We start from the raw sequence: 18,559 nt of genomic DNA, 5'->3' as shown, positions 1-18,559 counted from the left end.
GTTACTGATTGATTGCACCTTATTTGAAAAAATCAGGGGTCAGACTATAATTTCTACAATTATAATTCCAGCTGAAACGAAAATCTTTCTCGGTAAAGTAGGTGCTCAGAAAAGGTTATATCGGAGTAACAGAGTAAGTTGTAGGCAGTTAAGAACTGGCTCAGACCACAATTTAATACTAAGAAAGATATTATTGATGCTAGAGCTCGATAGAGGTTGGAATGTCCGAATTTAAATGTATTTTTCTAGATCGTCATGTCGATACAAATCCAGACTTGCAGTTTTATGCTGACTTTTTTATAAACTATCAACCTTCGATGTGGCAGAAAGGATGCGGCGATGGGGTTTTTAGCTTTATCAGTGACAAAGGCGACAAGTCTGAGCTGGCTGTTTTGGAGAACAAAGAGCTCGGCATTTCTGTCAGATACAATTTCAGGGCTGCTGGTGAACGCAGAGGGGCTGAATATTACTCAGTAGGCGATCAACAAAAAATGAGTCAGGTTGAAGACTTTGGGGAAGACCAATTTGTTCCTGCTGGTTCTTTTATACCGCCGAAAATAGCATGGTTAGCGGTAGAAGATTTTTTTAGAAATCCACTAGTTAAATCACATCGAATAGCATGGTTAAGTTCTGACAATATTTCTTGGCCAAACGCCTGATAATATGGTGAATTGCCGCCGTCTCTCCAGACTCCATACAAAATCCGGGACCTCTGCTTAAGCTGGGGGCCTGAGCTTCGGTTTAGCTATCCAGGAAAATAGGGTCAGACCACGGTTTATATTAATGGTGTGGTGAGCCTGGAGTGCAAATAATCTATAAAGATGGCACGGAATTCGATATGACTAGTACTCGAGTTAAAGAAACAGAAGCCAATCCTTATATGCCTGGGGCAACACGTCCGATTAGATATGAAGACGCTCTAGATAATAAAGGCATCAAACGAGCTCCTACTCAGCAGGAATTGGACTGGTTTAACAGCATTACGTGGTAGGTGGGCTATGATTGATTCGAAAATCGGAAAGAGAGTGATGGTGTCTATTCACTCGGAGTATGGGCCTTTCATTAGAATTTCAACATATGATGATGCAGGCGCACTAAAGGATTTGTTGGACGAAAAATATTTCGTGCTGTATTGGAAGTCGACACCTCCTGAGTTGGTCGGTGATGGAGGGAATGAATATTATTTTGGGAATGTTGCGGACCCTGTGAAGCTACAGTTTATTTTGGACTCAATTATTTTCTGATTGCGCTATTGTGGCAAAAGGGACGGGCGCAGGAAAGGCAACCTACACCTCGACTGTATCGCCGGATGCTGAAGCTGTCATGCCGTATGCCCACCCGGTAAAGGAGGCTAGTGCACAAGAGATAGGCGCTCATGCAAAAGTCGATTATTCAAGTACTGGAAGTCCGCCAAATGTTGATCCCGGTAAAGAATTCACGTTGCGGCAAAAACAAGAAGCGTTGGAGTTGAATAAAGCAGCCAGCGGCGGTTTAGTTAAATCTGCCGCGAGTGGTACTGTGTTAGTCAAACCACAAAAAAACCAGCGTGGCGTAACTCCAGATCCTAATGAATCGCAGTTTGACCACATAATCACAAAAAATTTTGATGGTACTAATTGCAGCTCAAGTCTTCAGATTCTTTCTCGACAAGCGAATAGAGCTAAATCTGACAAATAGGTGCTACTAAATGAATAATTCCATTCTAAATATAAATGAACTGCCTTCAATTGGTCGCGTTAAACATGTGGCCCAAGGGCTAGCATTGTTGGATGCCATAATCATGCCCGAGTGGCAGTATAGATATTTTTCATTCAACTGCAATTGGGACGGGGCGGGGAAAGAAATGATGGGCTCAATGAGGGACGGTTCTGGCGCTGAGTATTTTTTGCATTTTACCGATGCAGGTGTTGCAGGAAAAGTGATATGTGGCTCTGCTTTGCCTAATCTATCTGAGTGTTTAAATGAGATGCCCGAGGCGTTTCAGCGATTTAAAGTTGAGCCTGCGTTTTCTACAGATAATACTAGTCTGTTTTTCTGGCGAGGTGTCAAGCAGTCATCGTGGTGTGCGTCGCCGGATGGGCTGAAGGAGTATCCACTGCTAGGTTTTTTAGTGGGAGGTGTTGCGGGTTATAAGGGTCTAGTTGAGGACTATTACGAAAAAAGCATCGATGCAAATGTACTTGAGGAGGTATTTACATCGCTGGAGGTGACCAAGGACCAGCTAGTAATACTTAATCCTGATATAAAGCTTGGTGATTTAGTCGATGATTTTAAAGAAATTTTAGGTCTTACACTTTAAATTTCAGATTGATCGAACGGTGCAACAGCGACAGGCAAATTACCTGTTCCCAACGATCTTTCGAAAAATATCCATGCAGGACAGCAGGGGAAACATTTCAGAGGCCACAATAACTTTGAGGAAGGACGTAGTTGTTTTAATAATGGCGTCGACCCGGCTAAAATTTTAGGTGGAGTCCACAGTGGTAAATATCCAATTGTTGGTGCCGGGGCTTGTGATAACCCAGTTGTGGATTTTGGAAGACCGATAGGTATTGATGGGCGGACAGGGCAGCCTGTAATCAAAGGTCAAGTCCACTATGGGAAAAATGGTGCCCATATTGTTCCAGATGCGAGGAACTGAGATGCAATTCGCGACAAAATTGCCGGATTGGCTCGTGGCGTGCTTCCGCATTGCGCTACTTGGCGAGATATACCCTAATGTTAGGGCCATCGCCGTCGGATATCATGATAGTGGTTTTGTGTTAATTCGATACTATCTTGATCGTCAGCCAACAGACTTTGATTTGGAGAGCCTGGAGGTTGTAGCTACAAATCTAGACGCACTGGGAGGGAAAGAGCAGGCGATCAATAAAATTGATATTCAGTGCGTGCATGCGGCGGGTGCTAAGCGAGATTTAGAGCCGATTAGTGGATTTGTATACGCTAGGAGAGAGCACGAATAAAATGGTTCGAAAGCTACTGCGCCGAAAGTAACGGCGGAAGGTAAGATTGGTGGTCAGGCGTTCACTAATGTTAACCAGACGGCGGGGCACGGCTCTCAAGCAAAAGCTGATCAGCCGACACTCATAGCTGATCGTGTAAATACAAAAATAGAGTCATCTGGTAAACCTTTGCCAAATGCAAATATGGCAACTGCACATGCTGAAGTTGGACTTATACAGCAAGCTTATAATGCTGGAAAAACCCAAGGGGGGGGTATGAATCTCAAAGTTAAGGGGCAGGCTGTTTGCGGTTATTGCCGAGGGGATATTGCAGCAGCGGCGGAAAAAGCTGGCTTGAAGTCTCTTGAAATCAATGAAGTTGCTACGGGCAAAACTCTGTATTGGAAGCCCGGCATACGTTCTATTAAAGAGTTGGACTGATGAAAAAAAATTATTCTTTGTCGTGGGTGGTTGGCGTTGGTGATCAGGCTAATGGTGGGAATAAAAAATTCCCGGTTTGGCAAGATGTTGACTGCTATCTCGATAAAGTTAAGAGGGGGAAAGGTTCTCTAACCTTAAGTATTATAGGTGGCCCAGATACAGGTCTACAGTTCCTGCAAGTTTTTTCAGATGAAGGTAAGTATGTTTTATCCCTGGGTGCAGATGATGGAACGGATTATGTTGTACGCTCCTATTTAAACCCAGAGCTAAAGAATAGTGAATATGAGATTTTAGGTGATATTTGGAGCGGTGAGCTGGTCTGCTTAGATTTTTCTATTGTAAAAGAGGCGTTTGAGGAGTTTTTGCTGATGGGTGATGTTAGCTTAGAACTATTGAGTTGAGCTACTTAGGTTTTTTATCCCCCTATATATTTTTACAATAATTGACGGAGTTATTACGGTAGACCAGAAACACTCCCTTTGAATACTCAATGCCGCCCTTGCAGCGGTGTTGTTTTACCTGCGGTCAGCGCCCGCGCTCCAAAGAAAGGGGAGTTTTTGATGGGCCTATAGGGACGTATATAGATGGAGCAGGCGTGGCAACACCTACCGCGAATGGAATAGCTCACTACTCTAAGGATGGTATCCATATTGTGCCAGCGAGGCCGTGACTGATGTGCTCTCTTGATAATGCGATCGTGATGGCCCGTCTAAGTATTCAGAGGGCATTGCTAGGGGAAGTTTCAGAAAAGCTTCGTGCTGTTGTTTTTTCAGTATCAGAATTGCTTTTGAGTGTTAGATTCTATTTCGACGGGGAAATTGAGGACGATGATTTTGAGTCTGCCTCGTGTGTTGAAACTGAGGTACTAGCTGATTACGAGGAGGGTTGGACAGTTACAGTGAAATGTTTTCGGCTAGATGCCTCGGAGCCGATATTTGATGATGGGGTTTGGGTATTCAGGCGACGTGAAGTTTAAGAATGATTAAGTTGGTGCAAAAGGGCCTGTAATTCCAAGATATTTCAAGTGCAGATGATTTCGTGCGCTTTGCACAGATACGCGAGATGGTTTGGCACGCGCTGGCTATGAGAATGTAGAGCCAATTCTTCAAGGAAGTGCCGTAACAGGCAAAATTTTTAAACTGGGGAGGCATTTGACGTTGACAGTGTGATTGACTTTGATATTGCGCTGGAAAGTCCAGAACTTTTGCAACGCGCTCAATCCTTAGGAATAGGTTTGAGGAGTGGCGGAACTCGTACAGGGCTGTGGAGTGCAAGAGATTTACAAGCCCTTGGCCTGAAAGATTTGTAGAGTAAGATGAGCGTCCAGGCAGGACGCGAAGTTAATTTTATTTTCCATGACTCTGCGGCAATCGCCGCAATTCGTGTTCCGAGTGCGGTGTTACCGAAATGACTATTGTGTATGATCTCTATGGTGCGGACAAATCATGTCTTCTGTCTGCGAAAAGTGATTTGGAAAGAGCGCTGGAAGAGACTTTTGAGGAAAGAGATAGCTCTTATCAAGGTGGTATTTACTATATGTGAGGCAGGAGTGATTCAGAGAATTTTGTTTTAAAATTGAATATTGATCCTTTTGGCGGCGATCCAGTAGAGCAGAACTACGCGAGCTATAAAATCTTGCTCTATGTAAACGCTACAAATCGTTCAACTGATATAGAAAAAGTTATTGTCCAAGGTGGTGGCTTTAATTTGCTGAGACATGAGGTTTTTTAAAGAACACCAAGGCTAGACGGTGCAAAAAGGCGCAGGCGAAATTGCTGGTTCCGCATAAAACCTCTCAATTGCTGATCGCGTATTTGGCCAGCTCAACGATCCTCGAATGGGTCAGCTTGCAGGAAAGCTTGATGCCGATGCTTTGCAGAAACTTGGCAATAATTCCAGCGCTACTCGGTTTATGGACGCAAGGACAGGGCATATCAATTAGACCTAACCGAGGTTAAAAATTATTAGGCAAAGGCGATTTTGTCTCGTTACCTTGAGTTCGCGGAGGGCTTATGGCGTCAATTCATATTGAGGAAATTCAAAAAATCTTGTCTGAGCAGGGCAATAAAGATGCCTTGCCAAATCAAGCTAATGGGGAGGGTTATTTTCTAGAGATTAGATTTGATAGCCCTACTCGTAAGGCATCCGGAATGGTTGATGATGAGTATAAGGACAGGGTAATAACTTTAGATTGTCCGTACGGTACGGTCATTATTTTGTGCGATGGCAAGGGGCAGCTGAAATCAATTGAGTTAAGTTGACTATACAGTGATAGCACTTTTCCAGCACCGGCCTTGCGCCGGTGTTTTTTATCTGCGTTAGCTTTTCTTTTTAGCTGCTCGCTTGGTTTTTGCTGCTGTCCCCATAATCCGCAACGCTTGGTATTTGAGAATCATGCCATCAAGCAGGACGAATAGGGGACAGACCAAGGTTTTGCGTTTTTTTGTTCAGCAGCGCTACTCTTTAGAAATATAATTTATTTTTTGTAGTTATTCTATTTTGCTAGCCTGTTGATGTGCAACTAAGCGGTAAGCTCTTATCCAGTTATGGGGTTTATAAGGAGGCTAGTGTCTGCATCGCTTGTGCAGTCCTTAGCAGAAGACGTAGTGATAGGCATCGCTCTCTCGTTTGATAACTATCTTTACCTGTCCATTTTAAACTTAGGTGATGAGCTTTTTTTCCGTGATGAGATCCCAGAGGAAATAGTGATCAGCGAGGGGGTGAGCCTTATCTCGGTGAGTTAACTGTGCAAAAGGGATAGGTGACGCGGTAGATGACGGGACCAGGGCATTACCCGCTCCAAGCCTGGCGGATATGGACCAGTGATTATAGTGCCGCAGATTTCGCGTTATCAATTGGTTCGGGATTTGTAAAAGTGCCGCTGAAGATGGGGTTGGCTGATGGTTTGAACAAGAAAAAATCAATATTTGATGTGACGTTCAGAAAGTTTGATAATAACCAATTTATTCTTGGTAAAAAGGCGCCGTATGGTGGTGCAATGTTGCTATATTTTCTGTCCGTGGGCGCGAAAGGCGATAGCCTTTACAATGAGGCGGTCGATGCGAGCAAGTAAACTTATAAATACCCTGCTACTGATAGTTTCATTGTTGGCGGTGGTGTGTGGGGTGAGTACGTTTTTCGGCATGATGGTCGCCATAGTGGTTGGAATACTGCTTCGCACAGATTCGAACTGGGTGTTCATCTGGATTGGATTTCCCTTGTCAGGAATATTTGCTGTGTATTGGATAGTTACACGGTGGGATTATGTGAAATCTTTTATGTCCGGGCGTGGTGGGTGGTAGAGCGTGTAATCGAGGTCAGATAACGTTTACAACGACGCCAGCCAGGCAGAGCGGTGGATGACCGCAATGCGCAGCAACCTCTCTCAATACCAATTAGCGTGATCCACTTCACAAAAACGTCGCGAACCTTTCTGCTTTTCTCGGTACTAAGCTACCTAGGACGGAGCTTGGTGGCCAAGTAGTGGCAACTTTAAGCAGCTCGGCTAAACGCTATCAAGATAGTCGCCGCCTGTCGGAATAATACGTCCAGTAACGGGTCGGCTATCTGTCTTGCTATTTTTTATATTTATAAATCAATGGGTTGGGTGGGTTTCCACTCCGGCAACGTAACTAAGCCAGTTTCTTGGGTTAGTGCGAGTTCGATGTTAATTTGCCGCCCCTTGATTTTCGACGGACCGAATAAGCCTTATGTATTGCCACGGACTCGGTATTTTCTGCTCGGTTATCCAAGCCACCGACCCCACAACGCCCCCGTCTGTTGCCCACAGCCAATTTACTTGCGCATGGATTTCTTCCTGTAATTCAACGCCCCGCTGCACGAGAGTCTGAAAATGGATGTTCGCCACTTTGCCTTCCTGGCCCGTCAACCTTCTGCAGCGCTGAAGCCGCGGGATTCGTTCTTCGGCCTGCCCAAGCGCGGGCTGGTGCTGATCCTGGTTAACGCGCTGTTCTGGCAGCCGCTGCTGGCCCAGGCCGACGGCATCGTGGTGAGCGCGCCGGGCACCACTGTCGGCCAGGCCGGCAATGGCGTGCCCGTGGTGAACATCGCCACGCCTAATGGCAGCGGCCTCTCGCACAACCAATTCAAGGACTATAACGTCGGCCCCAACGGCGTAATCCTCAACAACGCCACCGGCGCGGTCACCAACACCCAACTGGGCGGCTACATCGTCGGCAACCCCAACCTCAAGGGCGGCGCCGCCAGTGTCATTCTCAACGAAGTCAACGGCGGCAGCCCGAGCCAGTTGCGCGGTTATACCGAAGTGGCGGGCCAGTCGGCCAAGGTCATCGTTGCCAACCCGTACGGCGTCACGTGCAGCGGTTGCGGGTTTATCAACACCCCCAACGTGACCCTCACCACTGGCAAACCGGTGCTCGACGCCAGCGGCCAACTGCAGCGCTACCAGGTTGACGGCGGCGCCGTGACCATCGACGGCGAAGGCTTGAATGCGAGCAACGTCGACCGCTTCGAAATCATCACCCGCTCGGCCAAGATCAACGCACAGATCAACGCCCGCGAACTCGCGGTGATCGCCGGTCGCAACGACGTCGATGCCAAAACCCTGACCGCTACCCCGCGCGCCGACGACGGCAGCGCCAAGCCGGAGCTGGCGATCGACTCGTCGGCCCTGGGCGGCATGTATGCAGGCGCGATCAAACTGGTGGGCACCGAAGCCGGTGTGGGCGTGAAGCTCGACGGCACGCTGGCCGCCAGTGGTGGTGATATTCAGCTGGATGCCAATGGCCACTTGAGCATGGCGCAAGCGGCGGCCACCGGTAACGTCCGGGTGAATGCGCAGAGCGTCAACCTGACGGACAAGGTTTACGCCACCGGCAACGTAAACGTCACCAGCGCCCAAGCGCTGGTCAACCAGAAGAGCGTGGCCGCCGGCCAACGCATTGAACTCAACGCGGCCAGCGTGGCCAACGCCGGCATCATCGAAGCCGGCGTGGCAGCGGACAACAGTCGAAACGCCACCGGCGACCTGGTGGTGAATGCGCAAACCGTCAACACCAGCGGCAACCTGCTGGCCAGCCGCGCGTTAGCAATCACCGCCGCGCAGGCGCTGACCAACCAGGGCAGCATCATCCAGGGCAAAACCGTCAGCGTCAGCACGGCCAACCTGAGCAACCAGGGCGCCACCGCGCGAATCTTCGGCGAGCAAAACCTGGCCATCAGCGCACCGGCCATCGCCAACCTTGGCGGCTTGATTCGCTTCGGTGAAGGCCAGGCCGCGACGCTCGACACGGCCTCCCTGGATAACCGCCAGGGCCGTATTGAAATGGCCGGCGGCAGCCTGGTGCTCAGCAGCGCCGCCCTGAACACCAGTGGCGGGCAAATCGTCGCCAACGACCTGACGGTCAACGCGGCCAGCCTCAACAACCAGAACGGCGTGCTGGTCGCCGGTGCGCTGACGGTGAACGCCAGCGACCTCGACAACAGCCAAAAGGGCCTGATCCAGGCCGACAACGGCGCGCTGAACCTCTCCGTCGCCAATGCTTTCAACAACAGCCAGGGTTTCGCCCAGGCCAGCACCGACCTTAACCTCAACGCCGGCAGCCTCAGCAGCAACGCCAACGGCGTGCTGAGCGCCAACACCGGCAAATTGACCCTCGTCACCGCTCAACAGCTCAACAACGCCCAGGGCCGCTTGCAGGCCGGGCAGGGCAATGTGGCGCTGCACGCCGCCAACCTGAACAACCAGAGCGGTGTGATCGTCGGCAAGCAATTGTTGCTCGACGCCAGCGGCGGTGACATCGACAACCGCGCCGGGCGCGTGCTGGGTGATCAGCTCGACGTGCGCGCACTAAACCTCGACAACCGTGACGCGGGCCTGCTGGCCGGTGGCGCGCAGGGTGTGAGCCTGCTGCTCAAGGGGCCGGGCCAATTGCTCAATGCCCAAGGCCGCATTCAAAGTGAGGGCCTCCTGCAACTGCAAGGTGAGCGCCTGGACAACAGTGCGGGCATCCTGCTCGGCAACTCGGTCGACGTGACCGCGCAAACCTTCATCAACAGCGGCAAGGGCGCGCTGGTCAGCGATGGCGGCGACATCACGTTCAACGTCAGCGACCTGCTGACCAACGCGGGCGGCACCCTCGATGCCGGCGAGCGCAGCATTCTGGTCAAGGCCCTCACCACCCTCGACAACGGCGGCGGCACCCTGCGCGGCAAGCGTCTGGACATCACCGCGCAGCACCTGAACAACGACGCCGGCCAACTGCTGGCCGGTAACCAGGGCCTGAGCTTCAGCGGCCAGGACGTGGCCAACCGCAAAGGCATCATCCTCAGCGGCGGCGGGCTTACCGAGCTGACGACCGGCAGCCTGAATAACCTGGGCGGTACCGTGCAGGGCGATAGCCTGACCGTCGCCGGCGACACGGTGGACAACAGCAGTGGCGGCTTGATGGCGAGCCTGCTGGGCAACCTGCAATTGACCGTCGAAGCCCTGAGCAACCGTGGCGGCAAACTGTTCGGCAAAGAGCAGGTCACCGTCAACGGCGCTGCACTGGACAACGGTGCGGGCGGCCAGATCAGCGGCAACCAGATCAGCCTCACATCCCGCGACACGCTGGCCAACCGCGGCGGCCTGATCGAGGCTAACCAAGGCCTGACCCTCAGCGGCGGCAACCTCGACAACAGCGACGGCGGGCAACTGCGTGCGCTGGCCGGCGATAGCAGCAGCCTCACCCTCAGCGGTGCGATCAACAACCAGAACGGCGCCCTCGAATTCGGTAGCACCGCTTTGAGCCTCGACGCCGCCAGCCTGAACAACCAGTCCGGGCAATTGCAGCACGCAGGTTCCGGCCTGTTCCGCCTCAACACCGCCAGCCTCAGCGGCAGCCAGGGCAGCATCAATGGCACGGGCAGCGCCGACTGGGCGTTCGGCAACGTCGATGGCCTGGGCCGTGTGCAACTCAACGAAGTCCTGACCTACAAAAGTGCCCAGGGCCTGACCCTCAAGGCGGGCGACCGCATGGCCAGCGCCAAGGGCCTGGTCCTCGACGTGGCCAGCCTGAACAACGGCGGCGAACTGCTCAGCGACGGCGACTTGAGCATCACCACCCCTGGCGACATCACCAACAGCGGCCGCGTGTCGGCCCTGCAAACCCTGACGGTGGCGGCGAACAACCTCAGCCAGAACGGCGGTCGCCTCGCAGGCGTCAACACCCAGATCAAGCTGGGCGGCACCCTGGATAACCTGGGCTTCCTCACCGCGCGTCAGCAACTGGATATCGCAGCGGCGCAGATCAATAACCGGGGCACCCTCGGTGCTCAAGGTGCGGTGAACCTGACGGCCGTCAACGGCATCAACAACGCGGCGGACACACTGTTGTTCAGCGGCGGCGACATGACGTTGCGCGGTAATGGTTTCAGCAACCTGTATGGCGACGTTTACAGCAAGGGCAACTTGAGTTTTGCAGCGGTGGATGGCGGCAAGGCGGTGCTGTTCAGCAACCGCTCCGGCACCGTGGAAAGCGAAGGCTCCATCGGCATCAATGCAGGCTTTATCGAAAACGCCAAAGACGCATTCGAACTCGGGCAGACGCTGACCACCGGCAGCCTGAGTTGGATCTGTCACCAGCACTGCGGCGAGAAAGACAACTGGGAGCGTGGTGATATCACCATCTACGAGACGTACCTTGAGGCTGCGACCAAGGATTCGGTAGCGGCGCGTCTGGTGGCTGGCAAAAACATGCTGGTGCAAGGCGACAATGTGCAGAACCGCTACAGCCTGATGGCCGCCAATGGCGACCTGAGTATCACCGCCGGTGACCTGCTGAACCAGGGCGCCGCGACGCGCACGGGGCAGCGCACGATTGCCGTCAGCACGCCAGGTCACGTTTCCGACGATTTGTTTGAAAGCATGCAATATGTCGACGTTCCAGCGTTCAATGCGGCCACGGCTGCCGGGCATTTCGATAAGGCACGCTTCGAAGAACTGAAAAACCGATCACCCGACAGCGCACCGTTCCGGCAACTAAGCGACGTCACCACCTGGACCGACAACGGCGGCCCCGGCTACGCCGCCACGTTGCAAGCGGGCGGCACCGTTAACCTCAACGTCGCGCGCACCCTGCAAAACGGCACGCTGCACAACAACACCCTGGCGCAGTTGACCGGCACCCTGGGCGACGACCAGACCGGCATCCCCGTCGGCGGCATCAACATCAACCTGAGCAAACACGCCAACGACCCGAGCGCCCAAGCCGCCGGCAGCGTGTTGCCGGTTGCCAGCGTCGCCCCCGGCGGCGGCTTCGTACCCGTGGACTACACCGGCACGCCGTTCGCGCCGGTCGACCCCACCACCGCGCCGAACTTCCAGTTGCCCAAGGGCGAGTACGGCCTGTTCGTCAAAAATCCCGACCCGACCAGCCACTACCTGATCGAGACCAACCCGGAATTTGCCACCACCACCGGCTTCTTCAGCTCCGACTACATGCTCGGCAAACTCGGGTTCACCGATGACAGCGCCTGGCGCCGCCTGGGCGATGGCCAATACGAGAGCCGCCTGATCCGTGACGCCGTGCTCGCGCAAACCGGCCAACGCTTCCTGGCCGGCGGCCTGTACAGCGACGCCGACCAATTCCGCTACCTGATGGACAACGCCCTCGCCAGCAAAGACGCCCTGCGCCTGAGCCTCGGCGTGACACTCACCAGCCAGCAAGTCGGCGCCCTGACCCACGACATCGTGTGGATGGAAAACCGCGTGGTCGACGGCCAGACCGTCCTCGTGCCGGTGCTCTACCTGGCCCAGGCCGAATCACGCAACGTGCGCGGCAACAGCCTGATCCAGGGCCGCGACCTCAACCTGGTCACCGGCGGCGACCTGATCAACGTCGGCACCCTGCGCGCCAGCAACAACCTCACCGCCGTCAGCAGCGGCAGCATTTACACCGGCGGCCTGATGGAAGCCGGCAACAACCTGAGCCTGCTGGCCCAAGACAGCATCCGCAACGCCATGGCCGGCGAAATTCGCGGCAACCAGGTCAGCCTGGCTGCGCTCAAAGGCGACATCACCAACGACAACACCGCGATCCAGGTACGTGACGGCGCCGGCATGCGCACCCTCACTGACACCAGCGCCAGCACCATCGTCGCCCGCGAAAACCTCGCCATCGACGCCGGCCGCGACCTCACCAACCGAGGCGCACTCACCGCCGGCAAAGACGCCAACCTGACCGCCGGCCGCGACCTCAACCTCATCGCCGCCAGCAACACCAGCATCAAGCACGAGACCCGCGACGGCGGCGAAAAATCCAGCATCACCACCGACGTCAAAAACCTCGCCGCCAGCGTCACGGCGGGCGGCAACATCAACATGAAAGCCGGGCAGGACGTCAACATCATCGGCAGCACGGCCACGGCCGGCAAAGACCTGACCGTTGAGGCTGGGCGCGACTTCAACGTGGCGTCGGTCAGCGACATGCACAACGTCGAGGGCAAGGAAAAACACGGCAAGAAACGCATCAAGACCTCGGATGACCAGACTACCCAAGTGGCGAGCGTGCTGACGGCGGGTGGGGATTTTGTGAGCCAGGCTGGGCGTGATACCACGCTGGTGGCGAGCAAGATCAGTGCGGGGAATGAGGCTTATCTGTATAGCGGGGATAAGTTGAGTTTGTTGGCGGCTGAGAACAGTACGCATACGTTGTATGACATGAAGGAGAAGGGCAGTTGGGGCGCGAAAAAAGCGCAGACAGATGAAGTCACCCGCACGACCCAGGTAGGCACCGAAATCAAGACTGGCGGCAACCTGACACTTAAAAGTGAAAGCGACCAGCTGTATCAAGTCGCCAAGCTTAACAGCGGCAAGGACATCATCCTCGACAGTGGCGGTGCGATCGTCTTTGAAGGGGTCAAGGACCTGCACGATGAGAGCCACACCAAGAGCAAAAGCGACCTATCGTGGTTCAGCGCCAAAGGTAAAGGCAACACGGATGAAACCCTGCGCCAGAGCGAGCTGGTTGCTCAAGGGCAGCTTGTTATCAAAGCCGCCGAAGGGATACGCATCGATGTTAAACAGGTTGATCAGCAGACCGTAAGCCAGACCGTTGATGCGATGGTCAAGGCTGACCCTAACCTGGCTTGGCTGAAACAGGCCGAGGCGCGTGGTGATATTGATTGGCGCCAAGTGAAGGAGATTCACGAAAGCTTCAAGTACGACAATTCCGGTTTGGGCGCCGGTGCCAAGATTGCGATTGCGATCATGATGGCGGCGATCATGGGGCCGGCTGGGTTTGGTCTAGGTGGCTGGCAACTGGCGGTCGCTACGAGCTTCTCTACTACGGGTGTTACCAGCACCATTAACAACAAAGGCAACCTCGGCAGGGCCTTAAAGGAGACAGTTAGCGCCAACAGCATCAAGAGTGCGGCAGTCTCTGGTTTTACTGCCGGCGCACTTTCTTATGCTGATACCAATTGGTTTGCCGGTGCAGACAGCGCTGGTGCTGGTGCTGGTACTGTCAGCGGCGTTACCCCGAGTGCTGGCTCGACGTTGGCGGTAACGAATTCCTCCAAAGATATTTTCACCTGGACGTCGGCAGGTGATATCGCGCTGCGCACTGGAGGCCGAGCGGTAATCTCTAGCGGGATCTCGACGGCCGTTCAAGGGGGCAGCTTCGGCGATAACTTCAATGCTGCTTTGCTGGGGGAGGCTGGCAATGTGGCGATGGCTACTGGCTTTAATTGGGTGGGTGACACCATCAAGTTCCCAGATGGCAGTGTTCAAAAAATCGTTGCTCATGCCTTGATGGGTGGATTGCTGGCTGAGGCGACTGGTAGCGACTTTAAAACGGGCGCGGCAGCTGCCGGTTTAAACGAAGCATTTATCAATCAACTGGCTTGGGCTGCACAAGGAAATAAAGATATTACCTTGATGCTGTCACAATTAACCGGATTGTTGGCTGCGGCTGCAGTAGATGGTGACTTGGAAAAGGGGGCACAGGTAGCACAAAAAGCGACTACATTTAATTACTTAACTCATCAAAAATTTGATGAGGTTAATAATTGCATGTCAGGTAAGACCTGCGCGACGGAAGCCGAAAAAAATGCTGCAAGGGCAGAGGCAGAGCGACTGAGCAAGTTTTTGGATGATGAGATGAACAGCGTTTGCGCCAAAGACCCTGGTAGCGACAGCTGCCGGAATGCCGTGAACTCTGCTATAAAATATACTGCAATTCAAGATGCGTGGAATGTTATGCATAGCGATGTCGAACGGTCTACGAAAAACACATTCAATTATTTGTATAACACCGACGACGGAAAAAGCTCCTTCGTATCTTATTTCAATACGATTGATAATCGAGCAAACTTTTTTAGTGCTAGTGATACCTACGAGCATCAATTGGGGATTGGTGCAAAGTGGTTTGGGGGAGCAGATACTGTCTCACGTGCGCCTATTACTGGCTTAGGGGCAGACGGGAATGCGTCATATCTAACCTTTAGTGCTGGGTGGGTGTTAGCACCTGTCTATGATTGGCGTAAGGCGGCAGGAGATACTCTGATGACTGGTGGGTATGATAATTTTAAGAATCTTTACAATAAGAAAGCGGTTGATCCAGTAGCTTGGGATATTAATCAGTTAAAGAATGAACAGAAGATTTTACAACCTATTCATGAAGAATATTTGAGCGGACATGACACGTTTTTGGGGGTTTCAAAATATATGACCGACTCGGACAGAGGCGCAGGGGATTTGCCAGTTGACGTGCCTGGGATCAGCGGTGGCGTAGATATCTTAGACTACAAATCTAGGGTTGAGTTTGGTTGTAAGCTGCTAGGTTACGACGCTAGTCAAGGGTGTGTGCCATGACATTAGAAAATTATCCTCGAAAAAAAGTGTTTTTTGCATTTTTGCTATGCCCTTTTTTTTCGGGGTTGGCGGCTGTTCCTATAATGTTAATTACGATTATGGTAACAGTATTTAGCAATTCATCATTAATCGGAGAGGTGAGAGGCAGTGAGCTGTTTTCACTTTTTATTACCATCCCCATAATGACGCAATTAATTTTTCTTCTTCCAGCTTTGGTCTTAGCGATTTTAATTGTATTTTTTAAACTTGAAGGTGGGCCCAGAGTTTATGTGTTGATTTCAATTGTGAGTGCGGTTGTTTCCTCCTTGTGGATGTTTAGTGTCGTTTTTTTCTTTATAAGTGAAGTTGAGAATTATCAGGTGATGAGAAATATGTTTCCTGTGCTTTTAAGTTTTTTGTTGGGAGGAGTATCTACTGGGACAGCTGCTTATTGGTTTCTACCTCGGCGGCTAGCTACTAAGTAGAAAGATAACACGGTTTTATATTAGGTCGTCGTCTTTTTTGTGGTTGATCTTTTAACCTGGAAAAGTGGCTGGATAATGCATTTATTACAGCTAGACGAATGTAAAAATTGACGTTTTAGATAATAATGGTGTAGTTATGCGTCCACCCAAGGTAAAGCAGTGATATGGAAAATAACCGAGCTATTTATTCGGAAATAAAAAGTTGGATTCTTGAGAGCTTCTGGGACGGATGCAGAGATCATGGTCCTTTAGATAGAACTGGAAAGGATAATTTTTGGAGCTTGGATCAGATTGTATCTGATGTTTATGACGGTTACTCGGGCGGGGAAGGTAGTTTTGATTCACCAATCGAGTACTTGATGTTGGAAGTCGTAAGTCTGGTTTTGTCTTGCTGGTATCCAAGTCAGGCTGAATACCATAAGCAACGTATTATCGAGTTGCTGAAATGCAATGATTTAAGCGAAATGCTTAAATCTATTCCGTTAGATGAAGCGGAAGAATTTAAGCATGATCTTAAATTGTTGAATATTATTTAGGTTGTGCTCGGATCATCAATCGCAGGTTAATTTTTGCAAGAGAAAATACGGGTTAAAGAAATTGGCGACAGAGCAATACAAAGAGAGAGGGGTGGGCACTTGATTGCTAGTATATTCAACGGACCTTGAACCTCCTTCCCATGAATGGGAACCTGAATAAAGGTACTTGGAAGTCTATGGAGAATACATGGGCGTCCGCACTTAAGGAAGGCAAGCAGGTTAGCGTGAAGATTGAACCTGTGTATTCTGGCAAAAGTGTTCGGCCAGATAGCTTTAATGTGGAGTATTCAATAGACGGTGCTCGTCCAAAAGAGATTGTATTTAAAAACTCACCGGGTGGAAATTGATGCGTAGTGATGATGATATCTACAATGACATTGGGAGTATTTTATTTGAAATTGCTCCCGGCGCAGCCTGTAAAATTATAATGCGCGCACAGTTATCCCAAAAGTTAGATAGCTGTGAGTATGAGTATGATTACATTGATGAACAAGGTAACGTTGCCTGGTTCACGGCAGGCGGGCGAGCCAATACAGATATTTTAGACCTTTTAACAGAGCTACGCAGTTGGTATGTTGAGAATAAACTTACAGGAGGGCTGCCAGCATGGAGTGGCTGTGAGATAACCTTGGACTTAGTTAAAGTTAAAATAAGTATAGATTTTATTTATCCTTGAAAATTAAGCGGCAGGTTTAGATGTAGAAGCTTAGGCTGAATATGGGGTGTTTTTGCACACTTTTTGCCGCATTCTTGCACCCTATTTGCATCATTTCTGCAGTCAAGTTGCATCCCTTTTGAAGCCACCCTGACGACCTACGGTCTATCTGCTCAATACGCCCTTTTTCAGCATGATTTTTTCGCTCCTTAACAGGAGCAAAAATCTTAATACACAACACGCACCTCTTGCGAGGTGGGTATTTTCTATATGTATCAATTGGTTATCCGGTTTATGTCTTCCAGGCGCTGCTATACACTTGTAATACGAAATGCAGGGTTCACCCAATAAACACTGACGTATGGCGTATAGCTTTTGCTATACGCAGCAGCGAAGCATGGGGGGCCGGTTTACTCTTTCAGATCGGCACTTTTTTCTGGTTACGCACTGGGTGGTCGGCTCCTGTTATCCGCCCCCATGATTTTTGATGCCTGGTACCTGAGAATCATCCCGTCGAGCAGTGCCTTGATCACTGATTTCTCAGCTTCGGGCATATGGCTGACAGCCTCGAAACGCAGGCGCAAATCGTCGGACGGTCCGCGTTCTCCTTCTGCAAACACCAAATCATCCAAGCTGACGTGCAGTTTTTTTGTATCGAAAAGCCGATGGCGAAGCGCTGTCAGCGCGTAGCCAAACGGTGCGCATCACGCCGATTCGGGTGTGGTTCAAGAGGCTTACCAAAACCAATCGCATCTTGTACAACCCGGCTTCCGACTTCGATCTACCGAGGATGGAGCAGCGATTACCCAAACACATCCTCAGCGGCGACGAAGCCGAGCGTATCCTCAATGTGCCGGACACCCAAACACCGACCGGCATCCGCGACCGGGCCATGCTGGAAACCCTTTACAGCACCGGCATGCGCCGCATGGAGTTGATCGGCCTGAGCTGGAGCGCCATCAATTACGAGCGCGGCACGGTGATGATTCGCCAGGGCAAGGGCAAAAAAGACCGGATGATTCCCATCGGCGAACGTGCTCTGGCGTGGATCACCAAATACCGCGACGACGTGCGGCCCCATTTTGTCCTGGGTCAGGACGATGGCACGTTGTTTCTGACCGAGCAGGGCGAAGGGTTCAGCCCCAACCGCCTGACGCAACTGGTGCGCGAACACATCGAAAAAGCCAACATCGGCAAGCATGGCAGTTGCCATTTATTTCGCCACACCATGGCAACGTTGATGCTGGAGAACGGCGCCGATATTCGTTTCATCCAGGCCATGCTTGGACATGTCAGTCTGAACACCACGCAGATTTACACCTAGGTCAGCATCCGGGCGCTCAATGAAATTCATACCGCGACCCATCCGGCACGTTTGCAACGTCAGAACACCGCCAGCCAAACCATGGCTGAACCCCTTCCTGACGACCCGGTTGAGGCTCTGTTAACCGCTCTGGACGCCGAAGCGTACGAAGAGAGCGATCAGGCCTGACAAACGCCTGACAACCTCCCTACAAATGCCTGACAGCCCCGCAGGCCGCGAAGCGGCCTCTGCGAGTCGATAAACCTGAGTCATCTTTAGGACCGGAAATGTTTTGTACGGACGGCCTGCACGCAGACCATCCATACAAAACCCCGATCAGGGCAGCGCCCCGATACCCCTTAGATCCAAAGCCTAACGCGCT

17 protein-coding genes are annotated in these 18,559 nt (G+C 51.8%); all 17 read left to right on the top strand.

Features of this window, described 5'->3' with window-relative positions:
* Window positions 1-221: 221 nt before the first annotated feature.
* The 17 genes from Q7C20_RS15980 (at window position 222) to Q7C20_RS15900 (ending at window position 18,198) form a co-directional block, all read left to right on the top strand.
* Complete coding sequence (locus Q7C20_RS15980) at window positions 222-659, top strand: hypothetical protein (RefSeq protein WP_375068616.1); 438 nt, start codon at window positions 222-224, stop codon at window positions 657-659.
* A 664-nt stretch (window positions 660-1,323) separates the two neighbouring features.
* Entirely contained in the window at window positions 1,324-1,677 is a 354-nt protein-coding gene (locus Q7C20_RS15975) for a hypothetical protein (protein ID WP_375068614.1), read from the top strand.
* Window positions 1,678-1,687: 10 nt separating this feature from the next.
* Entirely contained in the window at window positions 1,688-2,299 is a 612-nt protein-coding gene (locus tag Q7C20_RS15970; protein ID WP_375068612.1) for a hypothetical protein, read from the top strand.
* Between the two features lie 69 nt (window positions 2,300-2,368).
* Window positions 2,369-2,641, top strand: coding sequence for a polymorphic toxin type 50 domain-containing protein (locus tag Q7C20_RS15965; RefSeq protein ID WP_375068695.1), 273 nt, complete (start codon window positions 2,369-2,371; stop codon window positions 2,639-2,641).
* Between the two features lies 1 nt (window position 2,642).
* Window positions 2,643-2,963, top strand: a complete 321-nt coding sequence (locus Q7C20_RS15960; protein ID WP_375068611.1) for a colicin — start codon at window positions 2,643-2,645, stop codon at window positions 2,961-2,963.
* A 255-nt stretch (window positions 2,964-3,218) separates the two neighbouring features.
* Complete coding sequence (locus Q7C20_RS15955) at window positions 3,219-3,383, top strand: hypothetical protein (protein WP_375068609.1); 165 nt, start codon at window positions 3,219-3,221, stop codon at window positions 3,381-3,383.
* Complete coding sequence (locus Q7C20_RS15950; RefSeq protein WP_375068607.1) at window positions 3,383-3,784, top strand: hypothetical protein; 402 nt, start codon at window positions 3,383-3,385, stop codon at window positions 3,782-3,784. Before Q7C20_RS15955 ends, Q7C20_RS15950 begins: the two co-directional genes overlap by 1 nt.
* A gap of 89 nt (window positions 3,785-3,873) precedes the next feature.
* Window positions 3,874-4,053, top strand: coding sequence for a polymorphic toxin type 50 domain-containing protein (locus tag Q7C20_RS15945; protein ID WP_375068606.1), 180 nt, complete (start codon window positions 3,874-3,876; stop codon window positions 4,051-4,053).
* Between the two features lie 1,342 nt (window positions 4,054-5,395).
* Complete coding sequence (locus Q7C20_RS15940) at window positions 5,396-5,644, top strand: hypothetical protein (protein ID WP_375068604.1); 249 nt, start codon at window positions 5,396-5,398, stop codon at window positions 5,642-5,644.
* Between the two features lie 306 nt (window positions 5,645-5,950).
* A complete protein-coding gene (locus Q7C20_RS15935) occupies window positions 5,951-6,127 on the top strand; it encodes a hypothetical protein (RefSeq protein ID WP_375068603.1) in 177 nt (58 codons plus the stop codon).
* A gap of 29 nt (window positions 6,128-6,156) precedes the next feature.
* Window positions 6,157-6,456 (top strand): hypothetical protein, encoded by a 300-nt coding sequence (locus tag Q7C20_RS15930; RefSeq protein ID WP_375068601.1) that lies wholly within the window; start codon window positions 6,157-6,159, stop codon window positions 6,454-6,456.
* Between the two features lie 780 nt (window positions 6,457-7,236).
* On the top strand, window positions 7,237-15,219 hold the full coding sequence (locus Q7C20_RS15925) for a DUF637 domain-containing protein (protein WP_375068599.1): 7,983 nt from the start codon (window positions 7,237-7,239) through the stop codon (window positions 15,217-15,219).
* Entirely contained in the window at window positions 15,216-15,683 is a 468-nt protein-coding gene (locus tag Q7C20_RS15920; RefSeq protein ID WP_375068598.1) for a hypothetical protein, read from the top strand. Before Q7C20_RS15925 ends, Q7C20_RS15920 begins: the two co-directional genes overlap by 4 nt.
* 164 nt (window positions 15,684-15,847) lie before the next feature.
* Window positions 15,848-16,219 carry a hypothetical protein gene (locus Q7C20_RS15915; RefSeq protein WP_375068596.1) on the top strand — a complete coding sequence of 124 codons (372 nt, stop codon included), beginning with the start codon at window positions 15,848-15,850 and terminating at the stop codon, window positions 16,217-16,219.
* 140 nt (window positions 16,220-16,359) lie between these two features.
* On the top strand, window positions 16,360-16,566 hold the full coding sequence (locus Q7C20_RS15910) for a DNA/RNA non-specific endonuclease (protein WP_375068594.1): 207 nt from the start codon (window positions 16,360-16,362) through the stop codon (window positions 16,564-16,566).
* Window positions 16,566-16,895 (top strand): hypothetical protein, encoded by a 330-nt coding sequence (locus Q7C20_RS15905; RefSeq protein ID WP_375068592.1) that lies wholly within the window; start codon window positions 16,566-16,568, stop codon window positions 16,893-16,895. Before Q7C20_RS15910 ends, Q7C20_RS15905 begins: the two co-directional genes overlap by 1 nt.
* 628 nt (window positions 16,896-17,523) lie before the next feature.
* Window positions 17,524-18,198 carry a tyrosine-type recombinase/integrase gene (locus Q7C20_RS15900; RefSeq protein WP_375068590.1) on the top strand — a complete coding sequence of 225 codons (675 nt, stop codon included), beginning with the start codon at window positions 17,524-17,526 and terminating at the stop codon, window positions 18,196-18,198.
* Window positions 18,199-18,559 lie beyond the last annotated feature (361 nt).

Source organism: Pseudomonas sp. AMR01 (assembly GCF_041946035.1).
Lineage (GTDB): Bacteria > Pseudomonadota > Gammaproteobacteria > Pseudomonadales > Pseudomonadaceae > Aquipseudomonas > Aquipseudomonas antarctica_B.
Note: the sequence above shows the minus strand (reverse complement) of the source record. Positions and strands in the feature narration are given on the sequence as shown.